The 13,789-nt window shown below is 62.3% G+C and carries 12 protein-coding genes; 2 read left to right on the forward strand and 10 right to left on the reverse strand.

What is annotated here, in order from left to right; translation table 11 throughout:
* Window positions 1–45: 45 nt before the first annotated feature.
* On the forward strand, window positions 46–2,088 hold the full coding sequence (locus BLS57_RS08675) for a ComEC/Rec2 family competence protein (protein ID WP_093741287.1): 2,043 nt from the start codon (window positions 46–48) through the stop codon (window positions 2,086–2,088).
* On the opposite strand, the gene lexA is transcribed toward BLS57_RS08675, so the two are convergent.
* From lexA to BLS57_RS08710, 7 genes are all read right to left on the reverse strand, one after another.
* On the reverse strand, window positions 2,082–2,777 hold the full coding sequence (gene lexA / locus BLS57_RS08680; RefSeq protein ID WP_093741289.1) for a transcriptional repressor LexA: 696 nt from the start codon (window positions 2,775–2,777) through the stop codon (window positions 2,082–2,084). The two genes, BLS57_RS08675 and lexA, sit on opposite strands and share 7 nt — an antisense overlap.
* Window positions 2,778–2,844: 67 nt before the next feature.
* On the reverse strand, window positions 2,845–4,017 hold the full coding sequence (locus tag BLS57_RS08685; RefSeq protein ID WP_093741291.1) for a molybdopterin molybdotransferase MoeA: 1,173 nt from the start codon (window positions 4,015–4,017) through the stop codon (window positions 2,845–2,847).
* Window positions 4,014–4,487, reverse strand: a complete 474-nt coding sequence (moaC, locus tag BLS57_RS08690) for a cyclic pyranopterin monophosphate synthase MoaC (protein ID WP_093741293.1) — start codon at window positions 4,485–4,487, stop codon at window positions 4,014–4,016. The genes BLS57_RS08685 and moaC overlap by 4 nt, the downstream gene beginning before the upstream one ends.
* Entirely contained in the window at window positions 4,487–5,299 is an 813-nt protein-coding gene (gene trpC / locus BLS57_RS08695; RefSeq protein WP_093741295.1) for an indole-3-glycerol phosphate synthase TrpC, read from the reverse strand. Before trpC ends, moaC begins: the two co-directional genes overlap by 1 nt.
* Window positions 5,300–5,306: 7 nt before the next feature.
* Complete coding sequence (locus tag BLS57_RS08700) at window positions 5,307–5,966, reverse strand: uracil-DNA glycosylase (RefSeq protein WP_093741297.1); 660 nt, start codon at window positions 5,964–5,966, stop codon at window positions 5,307–5,309.
* Complete coding sequence (gene trpD / locus BLS57_RS08705) at window positions 5,963–6,979, reverse strand: anthranilate phosphoribosyltransferase (RefSeq protein ID WP_093741299.1); 1,017 nt, start codon at window positions 6,977–6,979, stop codon at window positions 5,963–5,965. Before trpD ends, BLS57_RS08700 begins: the two co-directional genes overlap by 4 nt.
* Complete coding sequence (locus BLS57_RS08710; protein ID WP_093741301.1) at window positions 6,976–7,557, reverse strand: anthranilate synthase component II; 582 nt, start codon at window positions 7,555–7,557, stop codon at window positions 6,976–6,978. The genes trpD and BLS57_RS08710 overlap by 4 nt, the downstream gene beginning before the upstream one ends.
* Window positions 7,558–7,725: 168 nt before the next feature.
* Here BLS57_RS08710 and BLS57_RS08715 point away from each other — a divergent pair, with 168 nt between their 5' ends.
* Window positions 7,726–9,354 carry a divergent polysaccharide deacetylase family protein gene (locus BLS57_RS08715; RefSeq protein WP_093741303.1) on the forward strand — a complete coding sequence of 543 codons (1,629 nt, stop codon included), beginning with the start codon at window positions 7,726–7,728 and terminating at the stop codon, window positions 9,352–9,354.
* A 7-nt stretch (window positions 9,355–9,361) separates the two neighbouring features.
* Here BLS57_RS08715 and BLS57_RS08720 read toward each other — a convergent pair whose 3' ends face one another.
* The 3 genes from BLS57_RS08720 to BLS57_RS08730 are packed head-to-tail and all read right to left on the reverse strand — an operon-like array spanning window position 9,362 to window position 13,772.
* The gene (locus BLS57_RS08720) at window positions 9,362–10,402 is read right to left on the reverse strand and encodes a succinylglutamate desuccinylase/aspartoacylase family protein (protein WP_093741305.1); all 1,041 of its coding nucleotides are present in this window, start codon (window positions 10,400–10,402) and stop codon (window positions 9,362–9,364) included.
* Between the two features lie 2 nt (window positions 10,403–10,404).
* Complete coding sequence (gene trpE / locus BLS57_RS08725) at window positions 10,405–11,916, reverse strand: anthranilate synthase component I (RefSeq protein ID WP_093741307.1); 1,512 nt, start codon at window positions 11,914–11,916, stop codon at window positions 10,405–10,407.
* Window positions 11,917–11,927: 11 nt separating this feature from the next.
* Window positions 11,928–13,772, reverse strand: a complete 1,845-nt coding sequence (locus BLS57_RS08730) for a peptidyl-prolyl cis-trans isomerase (RefSeq protein WP_093741309.1) — start codon at window positions 13,770–13,772, stop codon at window positions 11,928–11,930.
* Window positions 13,773–13,789 lie beyond the last annotated feature (17 nt).

Here is a 13,789-nt window from a genome sequence, read left to right on the forward strand (position 1 = left end):
TAGGATTTGCCGTCTATCTACCCAGTGCGATCCGCGGGGGCAAGCATGGGCCTTGGGAACCAGCTACCTGATATGATGCTGCGCCAGCGCGGGCATCTGTTCAACTGGGTGCCGGTCTGTCTTGCGCTTGGGATCGGTTGGTATTTTACGCTGTCGGAAGAGCCGTCTGTCCCGTTCTTGATCGCGTTAGGCGCGGTTGTCCTTTGCCTTGCGATCCTTGCGTGGTGGTTGCCGGAAGCGGTGGCCTCGGTCGCTGTTGGAGTGGCGCTTATCATGGCGGGGCTCATCCTCGCCGCGGCGCGGTCTCACGCAGTGGCAGGTCCGATCTTAGGCTGGCGCTACTACGGGCCGGTGGAGGGGCGGATCGTGGCGATGGACCGAAGCCAGTCCGACGCGCCACGCATAACCTTGGACAAAGTGAGGCTTGAGCACGTACCGCCCACCCAAACGCCGCAACGCGTTCGTGTGTCACTGCATGGCAAGATTGAGGGCATTGCACCCAAACCGGGCCTGCGCGTCATGACAACCGCCCATCTGTCGCCGCCCTCGGGCCCGGTAGAACCCGGCGGCTTTGATTTCCAACGACATGCATGGTTCGCGCGGCTCGGCGCAGTGGGCTATACCCGGGTGCCGCTGATGGGAGTGGCCCCTGCGGAAGAGGGAGATCGCGAGTTGGCGCTGTTTCGCCTGCGAATGGCAGCCTCGGCGCGGGTGCGGGCGGCGTTGTCCGGAGATATCGGCGGATTTGCAGCTGCGATCACCACCGGCGACCGCAGCGCGATGTCGCAAGAAACGTTGCAAGATCTGCGCCATAGCAATCTCGCGCATCTGCTGGCCATCTCTGGTTTGCACATGGGGCTCTTAAGCGGCGTGGTCTTCTCGGCAGTTCGCCTGTTGCTTGCGCTCCATCCCCTCACGGCGATGCGGTGGCCGAGCCGTAGCATCGCGGCCGGGGCCGCCTTGGTCGCCGCGAGCGGATATCTGGCTTTGTCGGGCGGCAATGTCGCGACCGAACGCGCCTATATCATGGTGGCTGTGGCGCTATGTGCCCTCATGATCGGTCGGCGCGCGATCTCATTGCGCGCCGTGGCCGTGGCAGCGCTGATCGTCCTCATTCTACGGCCCGAAGCGCTCATGGGGCCGGGGTTCCAGATGTCCTTTGCAGCAACAACCGGATTGGTAGCCGTCTTTGGCTGGCTGCGCGAGGTAAGAACCGAAGCGCTCCCGCGCCCCCTGCGCCCGGTCATGGCGGTCGTGCTGTCATCGGCTGTAGCCGGACTTGCAACCGCCCCGATCTCAGCTGCGCATTTTAATACGGTTGCGCACTTCGGACTTGTGGCGAACCTGCTATCGGTGCCGCTGATGGGGTTACTGGTTATTCCCGCCGCACTGACTGCCTTGCTCTTGGCGCCCTTCGGGCTTGAAGAACTTGGGCTTTGGGCGATGGGGCTCGGCCTGCGCTGGATACTCGTGGTGGCGGACATCGTCGCCGACTTGCCCAATGCGCGCGGGTTTGTTGCAAGCCCAAGTGGATGGGTCCTGCCGTTGTTGGCCATTGGGTTTCTCACGCTGGTGCTCTGGCAGGGGCGGCTAAGGTGGAGTGGCATTCCGATGATTTGTCTGGCGTTTTATCTTTGGCAAACAGGGGAGCGCCCAACGGTGCTCATTGCAGATACGGGAACTTTGGTCGGCGTCATGACGCCTCAGGGCCGAGCGCTCAGCAAGTCAAGAGGCGCGGGGTTCATCGCGAGGAATTGGCTGGAAAATGACGGGGACGGCGCCCAACAAGCCGCAGCGGCGGCTCGCTGGGGAGGCTCTCCAGAGTTCGGATCAATCGTCCATTTGTCAGGCAAACCCGCGGTGGCGCAGTTCAGCGGCTGCGCTCCGGGGCAGGTGGTCGTGGCATCGGTTCCACTGCCACCTGAAATGAGCGCCAACTGCGCGGTCTACGATCCGCCGAAGCTGCGTGAGACTGGCGCCATTGCGATGTCTCCCGCACCAACAGGATGGCAAGTCGTTACCGCGAAAGACCGAGTGGGAAACCGATTATGGAATCGCAAAACCCGCCGCAGAAGCCGAGATCAATAAGTCCGGATCAAGCCGACCAGCCGCCCTTGAACCTTCACCTTGTCCGAGGGGAGAACCCGCGTTTCATATGCAGGGTTCGCCGCTTCCAGAGCCACCGAGGATCCCTGTTTCCGGAAACGCTTCAACGTGGCTTCCTGATCTTCGACTAACGCAACGACAATGTCGCCATTGTCCGCTACTGAAGTCTCGCGGATGACGACGATGTCCCCATTGTTGATGCCCGCGTCGATCATCGAGTCACCATGCACTTCAAGCGCATAGTGCTCTCCTTGGCCCGCGATCATGCCGCCCGGCACCGAAACGCTGTGGGACATTTGTGAAATAGCTTCGATCGGGACACCTGCAGCGATACGCCCCATAACAGGAACGTCAAATGCGTGCTGGGCAGAAACGTTCTGCGCGGCTGACGGTGGCGCATTATCTGGTCGATCACCATCAATAACTTTGGGGGCGAAACCGGGTGCACCGCCGAGGCTCTCGGGCAGTTTGACCACTTCGATCGCCCGCGCGCGGTGGGCGAGGCGGCGGATAAACCCGCGCTCTTCCAAAGCGGTAATCAGACGGTGAATCCCGGATTTAGAACGCAGGTCGAGCGCGAGCTTCATTTCGTCAAAACTTGGCGGCACGCCGTCGCGTTGCACGCGCTTGTGAATGAAAGCCAATAGATCGAGTTGTTTCTTAGTCAGCATGCGCGCCCCCTGAAGCGTTTATGCCGTTTGTTCTATTGGTGTTCTCGTTTTGTGTCAACAGCCTCAATCAGAGAGTGATGTAGCGTTGCGAGTCTCCCGCCTTACGCGCAGGGTCATGCGGGGGGCGGATCATCAGGGCATCGGCGGTCGCCAAGACTGAAAGGAGCGAGGAATCCTGCCGATCGTCTGGGTAAATTTTACCGTCGCGCAAGTTCGCCCGCATGTAGTGGGCTCGGGGGCCGTTTTCGCCAATGTCCCGGCCAAGCGGCGCTTCCAATTCTTCGGCCGTCGTTTCCGCCAAGCCTAACATTCGACGCACCATGGGGAGGACAAAGACTGCCCCGCAAACCATTGCAGACACGGGATTTCCCGGCAGGCCGATCATGGCGGCATCGCTCAGCTTTCCGGCCATCAACGGTTTGCCGGGGCGCATCGCAACCTTGTAGAAAGATTGTTCAAGGCCAAGCTCGGCAGCAACCGGTGCGACCAAATCGAGATCCCCCACCGAGGCGCCGCCAATTGTCACAATCAGATCGGCGCCCTTCGCCAGCGCGAAGGCCTGCCGCAAGGACGCTTCAGTATCCCGTGCAATCGGTAGCAGCCGGGCTTCTGCACCTGCGTTTTCCAGCATCGCAGCCAGACCATAGCTGTTGGATGCGATAATCTGATCTGGGCCGGGTTCTTCACCGGGTTGCACGAGTTCGTCGCCCGTTGCGAGGATCGCGATGATTGGCTTGCGGGTCACCGGGATATTGGCGTGGTTCATCGCTGCCAGTAGGGCAATATCAGCAGGACGCAACAAACGGAGCGCGCTGAGGCTATCTCCTGCACAAAAATCGCCACCTGCCGGACGGATGTTGTCCTTTGGTCCTACCTTATGACCGAGCGTGATTAGGTCTCCGCGTCGCGTCACATCCTCTTGAATAACCACGAAATCCGCACCTTGCGGAACCGGAGCGCCAGTAAAGATACGCACGGCCTGTCCGGCGCGCAGGGTGCCCTCATAACGGTGGCCGGCGGCGGATTCCCCCACGACTTTGAACATCGCGTCAGGTTCCACTTCGGCGCGGCGGAGCGCATAGCCGTCCATAGAGGAGGCGGCGAAAGGTGGTTGTGTGCGTTGGGCTGTTAAGGCGCGGGCAAGGACGCGGCCATTGGCAGCACGGAGGGGAACGGTTTCGACCGATAAGGGCGCCACGAGGCTTAGAACGGCGTCCAGCGCCTGAGCGACACTGATCATGTGGCTTCGTAACGGCCTGATTTGCCGCCATCTTTTAAAACAACCCGCGTGCCGCCGATCTCCATCGCCTTATCGACCGCTTTGGCCATGTCATATACGGTGAGCGCTGCGACAGAAGCGGCGGTCAGTGCTTCCATCTCCACGCCGGTTTGGCCTGTCGTTTTGACAGTGGCGGTGATCCGCACGCCTGGCAGTCCCGGATCAGGAGTGAGATCAACGCTGACCTTCGTAATGGGCAAGGGATGGCAAAGTGGGATCAGGTCTGAGGTGCGCTTCGCTGCCATGATACCGGCAAGCCGGGCGACGCCGAGCACGTCGCCTTTTTTGGCACGGCCTTCTGTAATAATATCAAGTGTCTCTGGCGCCATCTTGATGTGGCTTTCTGCGGTGGCGATGCGTGATGTGATGGCCTTTTCCGAGACATCCACCATATGGGCATCGCCCTCGGCATCGAAATGGGTCAGCGGCATCACATGCCTCCGGGCATTAGGGGATTGGCGAGAAGGTCGCGCGTCGCTTGTTCGACGTCCTCCTGCCGCATCAGGCTTTCGCCGATCAGAAAGCACCGTGCGCCGTAGATCGCCATATCTGCGAGGTCGGAGGGGGTATTCAAACCGGACTCGCAAACCAGCATCCGGTCTGGCGGGACCGCTTCGGACAGTTGACGTGTTACGTCAAGAGAGGTCTCGAAGGTATTGAGGTTGCGGTTATTAATCCCGATCATACGGCTCTTGAGCTTCTCGGCTCGTGTCAGTTCTTCGGCGTCATGGACCTCGATCAGCACATCCATATCCCAGTCATGTGCGGCTTGTTCCAACTCGGCGGCCTGTGCGTCTGAGACGGAAGCCATGATGATGAGGATACAATCCGCCCCGAGCGCGCGGGCTTCTGCGACCTGATAGGGGTCGTAGAGAAAATCTTTGCGCAGGACGGGCAGATCACAGGCGGCGCGGGCTTCGACGAGGAATTCTTTCGCGCCTTGGAAACTGGGTGTGTCGGTTAGGACTGACAGACAGGTCGCGCCACCGGCGGCATAGGCCTGGGCCAAGGCGGCGGGGGCGAAGTCTTCGCGGATCAGGCCTTTGGACGGGCTCGCCTTTTTGATCTCGGCGATGAGGCCGTAGCCTTCGCGGGAGGCCTCGTGCAAGCGTTCTGCGAAGTGCCGAACAGGGGAGGCATTGCGCGCGGCGGCCTCAACCTCGGCCAGTGGCCGTTCGGCCTTGGCAGCGGCGATCTCTTCGAGTTTGTAGGTCTTGATCTTGTCCAGAATGGTGGCGGTCATGGCATCCTCACGGCTTTGTCCATTGTATGGCGGGCTTGCCTTGGCGCTGCAACCAGTCATTGACCCGGCTGAAGGGGCGTGTCCCGAAGAAGCCGCGATGGGCTGAGAGCGGTGACGGGTGCGGCGTTTCGATCTTGAGGTTTTGGTGCGGATCAACGCTGCGCGCAGCTTTTTGCGCGTGAGCCCCCCAAAGCAGATAGGCGCGGGGGCGGTCTGAAAGGCGCGCGAGCACATCGCGGGTTAGGTTTTGCCAGCCGAGTTTGGCATGGCCATTGGCTTGGCCTGCCGGGACGGTGAGCACGTTGTTCAGCAACAGAACCCCTTGGTCGGCCCAAAAGCGGAGGTCGGCATTGTCTGGGGCAGAGCCAAGATCAGACTGTAACTCTTTGTAAATATTAGCCAATGATCGGGGTAGGGGCCGGGTGTCAGGCTCGGCGGAGAAGGCAAAGCCATGGGCATGACCGGGGGTCGGATAGGGGTCTTGGCCGAGGATCACGACTTCTACAGCATCAGGTTGAAGCCGTTCCAAGGCGGCAAATCTCTGTGGCGCGGGCGGGAGGATTTGGCGCGGATCATCGGCCAAGGCTTGGGCGATCCGGGGCCAGTCATCTGTAAAGAACGGAAGCGTGCCCCAAGCGCCGAGCGTAGCAGTCGGGTCGTCCGTCATTTCTCGTGGCTGATCCGCGCCACGGCTTCGATCTTTGCCCGCGCGGCACCGCTGTCGATGCTTTCGCGGGCCATCTCGACACCGGCCTTCAGGTCGGGCGCGGCATCTGCCACCACAAGAGCAGCCGCAGCGTTTAGGAGGACCGCGTCGCGATAACCGGAGGGAGCACCGTCGAGCAGAGCCTTGAAATGCTTTGTGTTTTCTTCGGGCGCGCCGCCTGCGATTGCCTCGAATGGGTGTTCGGGAAGCCCGGCATCTTCGGGATGCAACTCGCGCAGATTGACGACACCGTCTTCCAGGGCGGCAATCCAGCTCACCCCGGTGATCGTCAGCTCGTCCGTACCGTCAGAGCCATGCACCAGCCATGCTTTCTCGGAGCCCAATTGCTTGAGCGTAAGTGCCATGGGCTCGATCAGATCGCGGGTATAGGCGCCTGTCAGTTGGCGTTTCACTCCGGCAGGGTTGGTCAGCGGTCCGAGGATGTTAAAGATTGTGCGTGTGCCCAGCTCGGACCGTGTCGGCATCACATGAGCTACGGCGGGGTGGTGCATGGGGGCCATCATGAAGCCGATACCGGCCTCAGCCAATTCACGCTCTACCACGGCGGGGCCGACCATCACGTCGATGCCCAATTGCGTCAGCGCGTCCGATGCGCCGGATTTCGAACTCAGGTTGCGGTTGCCGTGTTTGGCCACCACCGTCCCGGCGCCCGCGACCACAAAGGCCGCAGCGGTTGAGATGTTGAGCGTGCCTTTGCCATCGCCGCCCGTGCCGACAATGTCGATCGCCCCGTCGGGCGCGTGCACCGCATTGCATTTGCCGCGCATAACTTGGGCTGCAGCGGCATATTCCGTGACCGTCTCGCCCCGCGTGCGCAGCGCCATGAGAAAGCCGCCGATCTGGCTGGGCGTGGCTTCTCCGTCAAAAAGGATCTCAAAAGCCTCAATCGCTTGCGCGGAGGTCAGCGGCCCATTGGCCGCGGCATCCAGCAGGGGTTTCAATGCGCTACTCATGCCGGGACCTTCATTTCGTTCAGGAAGTTTTGCAGCAGGGCGTGGCCATGCTCGGAACGGATCGATTCAGGGTGAAACTGCACGCCGTGCAAGGGCAGTTCGCGGTGTTGCAGCCCCATGATCGTGCCGTCTTCCAGTTCTGCCGTGATCTCTAGGCAATCAGGCAGGCTTGCGCGTTCCACCACCAGCGAGTGGTAGCGCGTCGCCCCGAAAGGCGAAGGCAGACCGGCAAAAACACCGCGCCCCTTATGCTGCATCTGGCCTAGCTTGCCATGCACGATGTCATCTGCACGTACGACCTTGCCACCAAAGGCTTGCCCAAGCGTTTGGTGGCCCAAGCAAACGCCGAGCAGCGGCAGGCGCGCTTCGGCGGCGGCGTGGGTGAGCTCGAGGCAAATCCCCGCCTGATCCGGGTCACAGGGGCCGGGAGACAGCAGGATGCCCGCCGGGTTCATCGCCATCGCATCGGCTACGCTCAGCGCGTCATTGCGGTGCACCTGCACATCTGCGCCAAGACTCCCGAGATAGTGCACAAGGTTGTAAGTAAAGCTGTCGTAGTTATCGATAAGCAGCAGCAAGGGGCAGCCATTTCTTGTATTAGGACTGGAGAAACCCCGCCGGAGCGCGGTATAGGTTTGGGCATACATGTTCAGGCTTGGACCCTATCGTCAAGAGTGCGGGCCAAGGCAATTGAGGGAAACGCCACGGCCTTTTGGCCCAAGGCGCAGGCAGCAGGAGTAAGGGACATGGCACGCGGATTTCTAAGCGGGCTGATCTGGGGCGGTGTGGCGAGCATTGGCGTGGTCAGCGCGGTGTCGCTGATGATGCCGCTGCCGCTGCCGCCGCAGGTGGGCGACGCGGCGCCCGGTTCCGGCCCGGCGCCGGCGCGGATACGCCTGACCGATGTGGCCGAGCAGGACCGTTTGCCCGAGACCCCGCCTGCCTCCAATCGTGCGGTCCCTCGGGCTGATGCGCCTGAGCAAGATGACCTTGCTGCCGTTGACGCTGATGCCCAGACTTCTGCTGGTCTGCCCGAAACCGGCGGTGCCGAAGGGCTGAGCACGCCCGCCGATCCTGTGAGCGACAGCCCGGCGCAGCCCGGTGGGGAAGAGCCCGTTTTGCCCAACCCGCAAGCTGTGGCTCCGGCCACGCCCGAGCCCGCGGATGAGCTGTCCATCAGCACCGAACCCGCACAGCCTCCCGCCCCCGAGATCGCTGCGGTTGAGGGCGCCTTTGATGCGCCCGCAGGGATGGAAGCGCCGATGGTTGTAGAGGATGAGGCGATCACCCTGCCTGCGCAGGAGGAAGTTCCTGAGGAAATCGCAACTTCCGTCGCCGAACTGGAACAGCCTGAGGTCGAGACAAGTTCTGGTTTGACAGATGACGAAGAGGCCACGGCGGAAGTCGAGGTGGATGTCGAAGCAGATGTCGACATTGAACCGGCTCCCGAAACCGCGCTGCGCCCGCCGTCGGAAGAGACCCTTGCGGAAGAGGGTGTGTCCGAGGAAGGGGGCGAGAATCCTGAGGCTACAGATGCTGGGCCTGAGGCTGTGACGACAGGCCCTACCATCGGTACGCCTGCGATCAGCCTGACCGAGCGTGACAGCGGTGTGGTCATCAACCGCCCCGGCGCGGCTGAGGTTGAGGAAGAAAGCACAGAGGTCGTCACTCCGGACACGCCGGTGGATACACGGCCCGTCGTCACCAATAGCGTTCCTGTAGAGGTGGCCGACGGCAAGCCGCTGATGGGAATCGTCCTCATCGACGATGGCAGCACCGTTATCACAGGGGACGCGGGCCTCGCCGCACTGCGCAGCTTTCCCTATCCGCTGAGCTTTGCAGTCGACACCAGCCTGCCAGACCTGTCCGAGCGTATCGCGACCTATCGCGGGGCAGGGTTCGAGGTGCTGGCGATGGTCGACTTACCTGAGGGCGCCCAGCCGAGCGATGCCGAGACCACCTTTGCCGCGACGCTGGACCGGATCGATGGTGTGGTCGGCGTTTTGGAGGGCACCGAAAGCGGCTTTCAGGACAGCCGGGCCGTGGCCGATCAGGTGACAGATATTCTTCAGCTCTCAGGTCTTGGCCTGGTGACGCAGGACAAAGGGCTCAACACGATGCCCAAGCTTGCGCGCAAAGATGGTGTGCCCGCCGATCCGGTGTTTCGTGATTTCGACAGCAAGGGCCAGACTGCGCGGGTGATCCGGCGTTTTCTGGACCAAGCCGCCTTCAAAGCCGGGCAGGAGGGCGCGGTCATTATGCTAGGCCGTCTGCGGCCCGACACAGTTTCGGCCTTGCTGCTTTGGGGTCTGCAGGATCGGGCCAACGATGTGGCCCTCGTGCCAATCTCACAAGTGTTGCTGCGCGAGGAATAGGCTCGGCTTAGATGATCTCATCTTCGTCAAAGAGCGGGTCTTCTTCCAATTGGCTGACCAATTCGTCCACCGTAGCCTCAGCCGCACGGGGGCCGAGCTTGGCAAGGTGAAAGACCGCATCGCCTTCGTTCACGACCGGCAACATGGCGCGGCCGATCAAGATGCCCGGCGCGTCGGCCAGCAGTTCGGCCTCTTCCTTGCCAAAGGGGTCGGACACGATGGCCAGCAGATCGCCCTCGGCGACGGTTTCGCCTTCGGCCCGGAAGGTCCGCAGCAACCCACCCGCCGGGGCGCGGAGCCAATGGGACGCGGTGCAGATATAGGGCGCGGACCGCGCGCGGGCGATACCCTTGGCGGGCAGCATGTCTTGCCCGCGCATCACTCGCAAGATGCCAGCAAGACCCGCCCGCACGGCCATTTCATCAAAGCGCAGCCCTTCGCCCGCCTCGTAAAGCAGGATCGGCGTGCCTTCGCGGGCTGCCACAGCCCGCAGCGAGCCATCGCGCAGGGGTGAGGTCAGCACTACCGGCGCGCCGAAATCCAGCGCCATTTTCTGGGTGACTTTATCCGCCGGAGAAACCCGCACCTGAGGCAAATTGGTGCGGTGGATCGCCGCTGAATGAAGATCTACGCCTAAGTCACAGCGCAAGACGACCTCTTGCAAAAAGATATGGGCCAGCCGCGCGCCAAGGCTGCCCGAAGATGAGCCGGGAAAACAGCGGTTCAGGTCGCGGCGGTCCGGCAGGTAGCGCGAGCGGTTCAGAAAGCCAAAGGAGTTCACCACCGGCACCACGATCAGCGTGCCGCGCAGGGCGCTGAGCTGCGGGGCGCGGAGTAGACGGCGTAGAATCTCGACGCCGATGACCTCATCGCCATGCACGGCTGCCGACACGAACATCGTGGGCCCTGGTCGCTTACCGTGGAAAATCTCAAGCGACAGATGCACCGGCGTATGATCCGGCAGGATCGAGACGGGCAAATCAACGGCGAGGCTGCTGCCGGGGGCGACGGAATGCCCCGCAATCTGAAAGGGGGCGCGGGGGGGCATGGTCAGCTGTTTCCTTTACCGCCAAAGCGGGCTGCATCGGCCGCCGCCCGGCGGATCGCGCCGGATTTATGCACGGTTTCCATGAACTCAGCCTCCGGGTCGCTGTCATAGACCACGCCGCCGCCAGCTTGGATGTAGAGCGTTTCGTCCTTCACCACGGCGGTCCGCAGGGCGATGCACATGTCCATGTCGCCGCCTGCGCTGAAATAGCCCACGCCGCCGCCATAGACGCCTCGTTTTTCCGGCTCCAACTCGTCGATGATCTCCATCGCACGCACCTTTGGCGCGCCCGAGACGGTGCCCGCGGGCATCCCGGCAAAGAAGGCGTCAAGCGCGTCGCAGCCTTCTTTCAACTCGCCCACCACGTTAGAGACGATGTGCATGACATGGCTGTAGCGCTCGACGATGAACTCTTCGGTCGGGCGCACGGTGCCGATCTTAGCCACACGGCCCACGTCGTTGCGGCCCAGATCGAGCAGCATGAGGTGTTCGGCCAATTCCTTCGGATCGCTGAGCAGGTCAGCCTCAAGCGCGCGGTCTTCTTCTGGCGTCGCGCCGCGTTTGCGGGTGCCGGCGATCGGGCGGATGGTGACCTCATTGCCGAAGACCCGCACGAGGATCTCGGGCGAGGCGCCGACGACATGAAAGCCGCCGAAGTTGAAGTAGAACATGAACGGCGACGGGTTCGTGCGCCGCAGGCTTCGGTAGAGCGCGAAGGGCGGTTGCGTGAACCCCTGCGCCCAGCGTTGGCTCGGCACCACCTGAAAAATGTCGCCCGCCACGATATAGTCACGCGCTTTCTCGACCGCCGCTTTATAGCCCTCATGGGTGAAATTACTCACCGGGTCCGGCAGGTCTGCAGCTTGCCCAATCTCACGCGAGGTCTGCGGCATGGCGCGTTCCAGATCGCGCACCGCGTCCATCACGCGCTCAGCGGCCTGCGCATAGGCGGCGCGGGCGGATTGTCCGTCAGACACCCAAGCGGGCGAGACGATGGTGACTTCGCCCTTCACCCCGTCCAGCACCGCCACGACCGAGGGGCGCAGCATCAGCGCGTCAGGCAGGCCCAGCGGGTCGGGGTTCACATTCGGCAGATGTTCCACCAGCCGGATCATGTCATAGCCGAGGTAGCCAAACAGACCAGCGGCGGCTTGGGGCAGATCGTCTGGCAGGGTAATGCGCGATTCAGCGATCACCTCGCGCAGCCAGTCGAGCGGATTGCCCGCCATATCCTCAAAGGCATCCGCGTCATAGCGGGCCGAGCGGTTCAGCGCCGCTGTCTCACCCCGGCAGCGCCAGATCAGGTCGGGCTTCATACCGATGATTGAATAGCGGCCCCGCACGTCACCACCGGTGACCGATTCCAGCACAAAGGCGTTTTCGCCATCCCCGGTCAATTTGAGCATCAGCGACACCGGCGTGTCGAGGTCAGCGGCCAGCCTTGTGTAGACGATCTGGTTTTCACCCGCGTCATAGGCGCGGGCGAAGCTGTCGAAATCCGGTGTCAGAGCCATGGGCGTGCCTATCAGGGGAAGTTCACATGCACGGCTTGCACCGCACGTTGGTCGATCTGCGGCGCGGTACGGCGCATGACCGCATCGCTGTAGATGCTAAAGAGGTCCTCAGCCAGCGCTTGGTCCAACTGGTCAGACAGACGCGCCATCAGCGCTTCGGTCTCATCGCTCTCACCCGCAGGGGTGACGCTGTCGAGGCGCAGGACGACGACGTGATCCTCGGCGGGCAGAACAGCCACGCCGCCTTCTTCGAGGTCAAAGACCTGATCCATAAAACCTTCGGGCGTGCCGTCGACATAGGCACCGCGGGTCATGTTTTCGCCAATCTGCGGCTCAAGGCCTGCGGCTTCAAAGCCACCTTCTTGGGCCAGTTCAGCGGTCAGTGTCGAAGTCTTCTCGGTGAGACCGTCCACGATCTGCGCATTGCGCCATGCGGTTTCGACCTCGGCGCGGGCGGCGTCAAAGGGGTTGGGGCGCTCGGGCTTGGTCTCGTCCAGACGCATGGCAAAGATGCCGCCGTCTTCAAGCTGGTCGATTTGTGGGAAGTCGTTTTCGCTCAGCGACGCGGCGGCCTGTCGGAAGGCGCCATAGGCGGCGATGCCTTCGCTGCTGTCTTCGGTCCAGTCGATCGTGCCCAAACGCATTTTGGTTTCTTCGGCGAGGTTCTCCAGCGTGGCGCCGCCTGCAAGCTGGTCGTCAATCTCCTGCGCGCGGGCCTCCACAGCGCGGGTGGCGCGGGAGATGGCGAGGGTTTCTTCCAGCACTACACGGGCTTCTTCGAACGGCACGTTTTGCGCGGGCAGCACGGCGTTCACACGGAAGAGCGCCGGGCCAAGCGAGGTGGGCAGGGGGCCGACGATGTCGCCCGTTTCAGCGGCAAAGACCGCGTCGCCTGCCGCATCGAGATCGGATTTCGCCACATCGCCCATGTCGACGTCCTGCAATGCCAGACCGCGCTCTTCGACCAAGGCTTCGAAAGTCGTGCCTTCGACTTCGAGCGCGGCAGCGGCCTGATCGGCGGCTTCTTCATTGGCAAAGACCAAACGCTCAACAAGACGACGCTCGGGTTGATCATACTCATCGCTACGGGCCTCATACTCGGCGCGCAGTTCTTCTTCGGGCACTTCGACTTCGTCCAGCAAGTCTTCGGGCGAGAGCCACGCGTAGGTGATGCTTTTGCTCGACGGCAGCATGAAGTCGTCCTGATTGGCCTCATAATAGGCTTTCAACTCTTCCTCGGCGGGCTCGGGCAAAGGCGCGTCGAGGTTGTCGGCATCGAGCCGAGCCCATGTGAAGCTGCGCGCTTCGCTGACGTAATCAACCAGTGTGCGGGCATATGTGTCGGGCATCGACACACCGCCCAGAACGGCGCGTTGCAGCAGGCCGCGGGCGGCCTCTTCGCGCAGGGAGGTTTCAAACTCCGCCTCGCTCATGCCGCTTTGCTGGAGGGCGAAACGATAGCCTTCGCGGTCAAACTTGCCGTCGATGCCTTGGAACGAGGAGATCGCCATGACTTCATCGCGCAGGGTCGCGTCGCCGATGGACAGGCCCATCTCATCGGCCTCATTGTCGAGCGCGCGGTTGCGCACGATACGCTGCAACACGGCGCGGTCGAGGCCCATTTCCTGTGCGCGGGCGAAGGACAGGCTTTCACCCGTCTGCGCCTCAATGGCGCGGATTTCCTGCTGCAACTGGCGGGCGTATTGGTCGACCGAAATCGACTTGTCGCCCACACTGCCGATGCTGCGTAAATTGCCGCTCAGATTGATCGCGCCAAAGCCGCCGAGACCCAAGATCAGAAGGCCCATCAAGGCCCAAACGGCGGTTTTCGAAAAGCTGAAGCCTTTTTTGGCCATGACACGGTCCCTCGTTA

The sequence above is a fragment of the Sulfitobacter delicatus genome, from assembly GCF_900102535.1.
Taxonomy (GTDB): Bacteria; Pseudomonadota; Alphaproteobacteria; order Rhodobacterales; family Rhodobacteraceae; genus Sulfitobacter; species Sulfitobacter delicatus.

Coding starts and splice junctions, on each gene's coding strand:
- BLS57_RS08675 (WP_093741287.1), top strand. CDS start 46: ATGGGCCTTGGGAACCAGCTACCTGATATGATGCTGCGCCAGCGCGGG.
- lexA (WP_093741289.1), bottom strand. CDS start 2,777: ATGCTGACTAAGAAACAACTCGATCTATTGGCTTTCATTCACAAGCGC.
- BLS57_RS08685 (WP_093741291.1), bottom strand. CDS start 4,017: ATGATCAGTGTCGCTCAGGCGCTGGACGCCGTTCTAAGCCTCGTGGCG.
- moaC (WP_093741293.1), bottom strand. CDS start 4,487: ATGCCGCTGACCCATTTCGATGCCGAGGGCGATGCCCATATGGTGGAT.
- trpC (WP_093741295.1), bottom strand. CDS start 5,299: ATGACCGCCACCATTCTGGACAAGATCAAGACCTACAAACTCGAAGAG.
- BLS57_RS08700 (WP_093741297.1), bottom strand. CDS start 5,966: ATGACGGACGACCCGACTGCTACGCTCGGCGCTTGGGGCACGCTTCCG.
- trpD (WP_093741299.1), bottom strand. CDS start 6,979: ATGAGTAGCGCATTGAAACCCCTGCTGGATGCCGCGGCCAATGGGCCG.
- BLS57_RS08715 (WP_093741303.1), top strand. CDS start 7,726: ATGGCACGCGGATTTCTAAGCGGGCTGATCTGGGGCGGTGTGGCGAGC.
- BLS57_RS08720 (WP_093741305.1), bottom strand. CDS start 10,402: ATGCCCCCCCGCGCCCCCTTTCAGATTGCGGGGCATTCCGTCGCCCCC.
- trpE (WP_093741307.1), bottom strand. CDS start 11,916: ATGGCTCTGACACCGGATTTCGACAGCTTCGCCCGCGCCTATGACGCG.
- BLS57_RS08730 (WP_093741309.1), bottom strand. CDS start 13,772: ATGGCCAAAAAAGGCTTCAGCTTTTCGAAAACCGCCGTTTGGGCCTTG.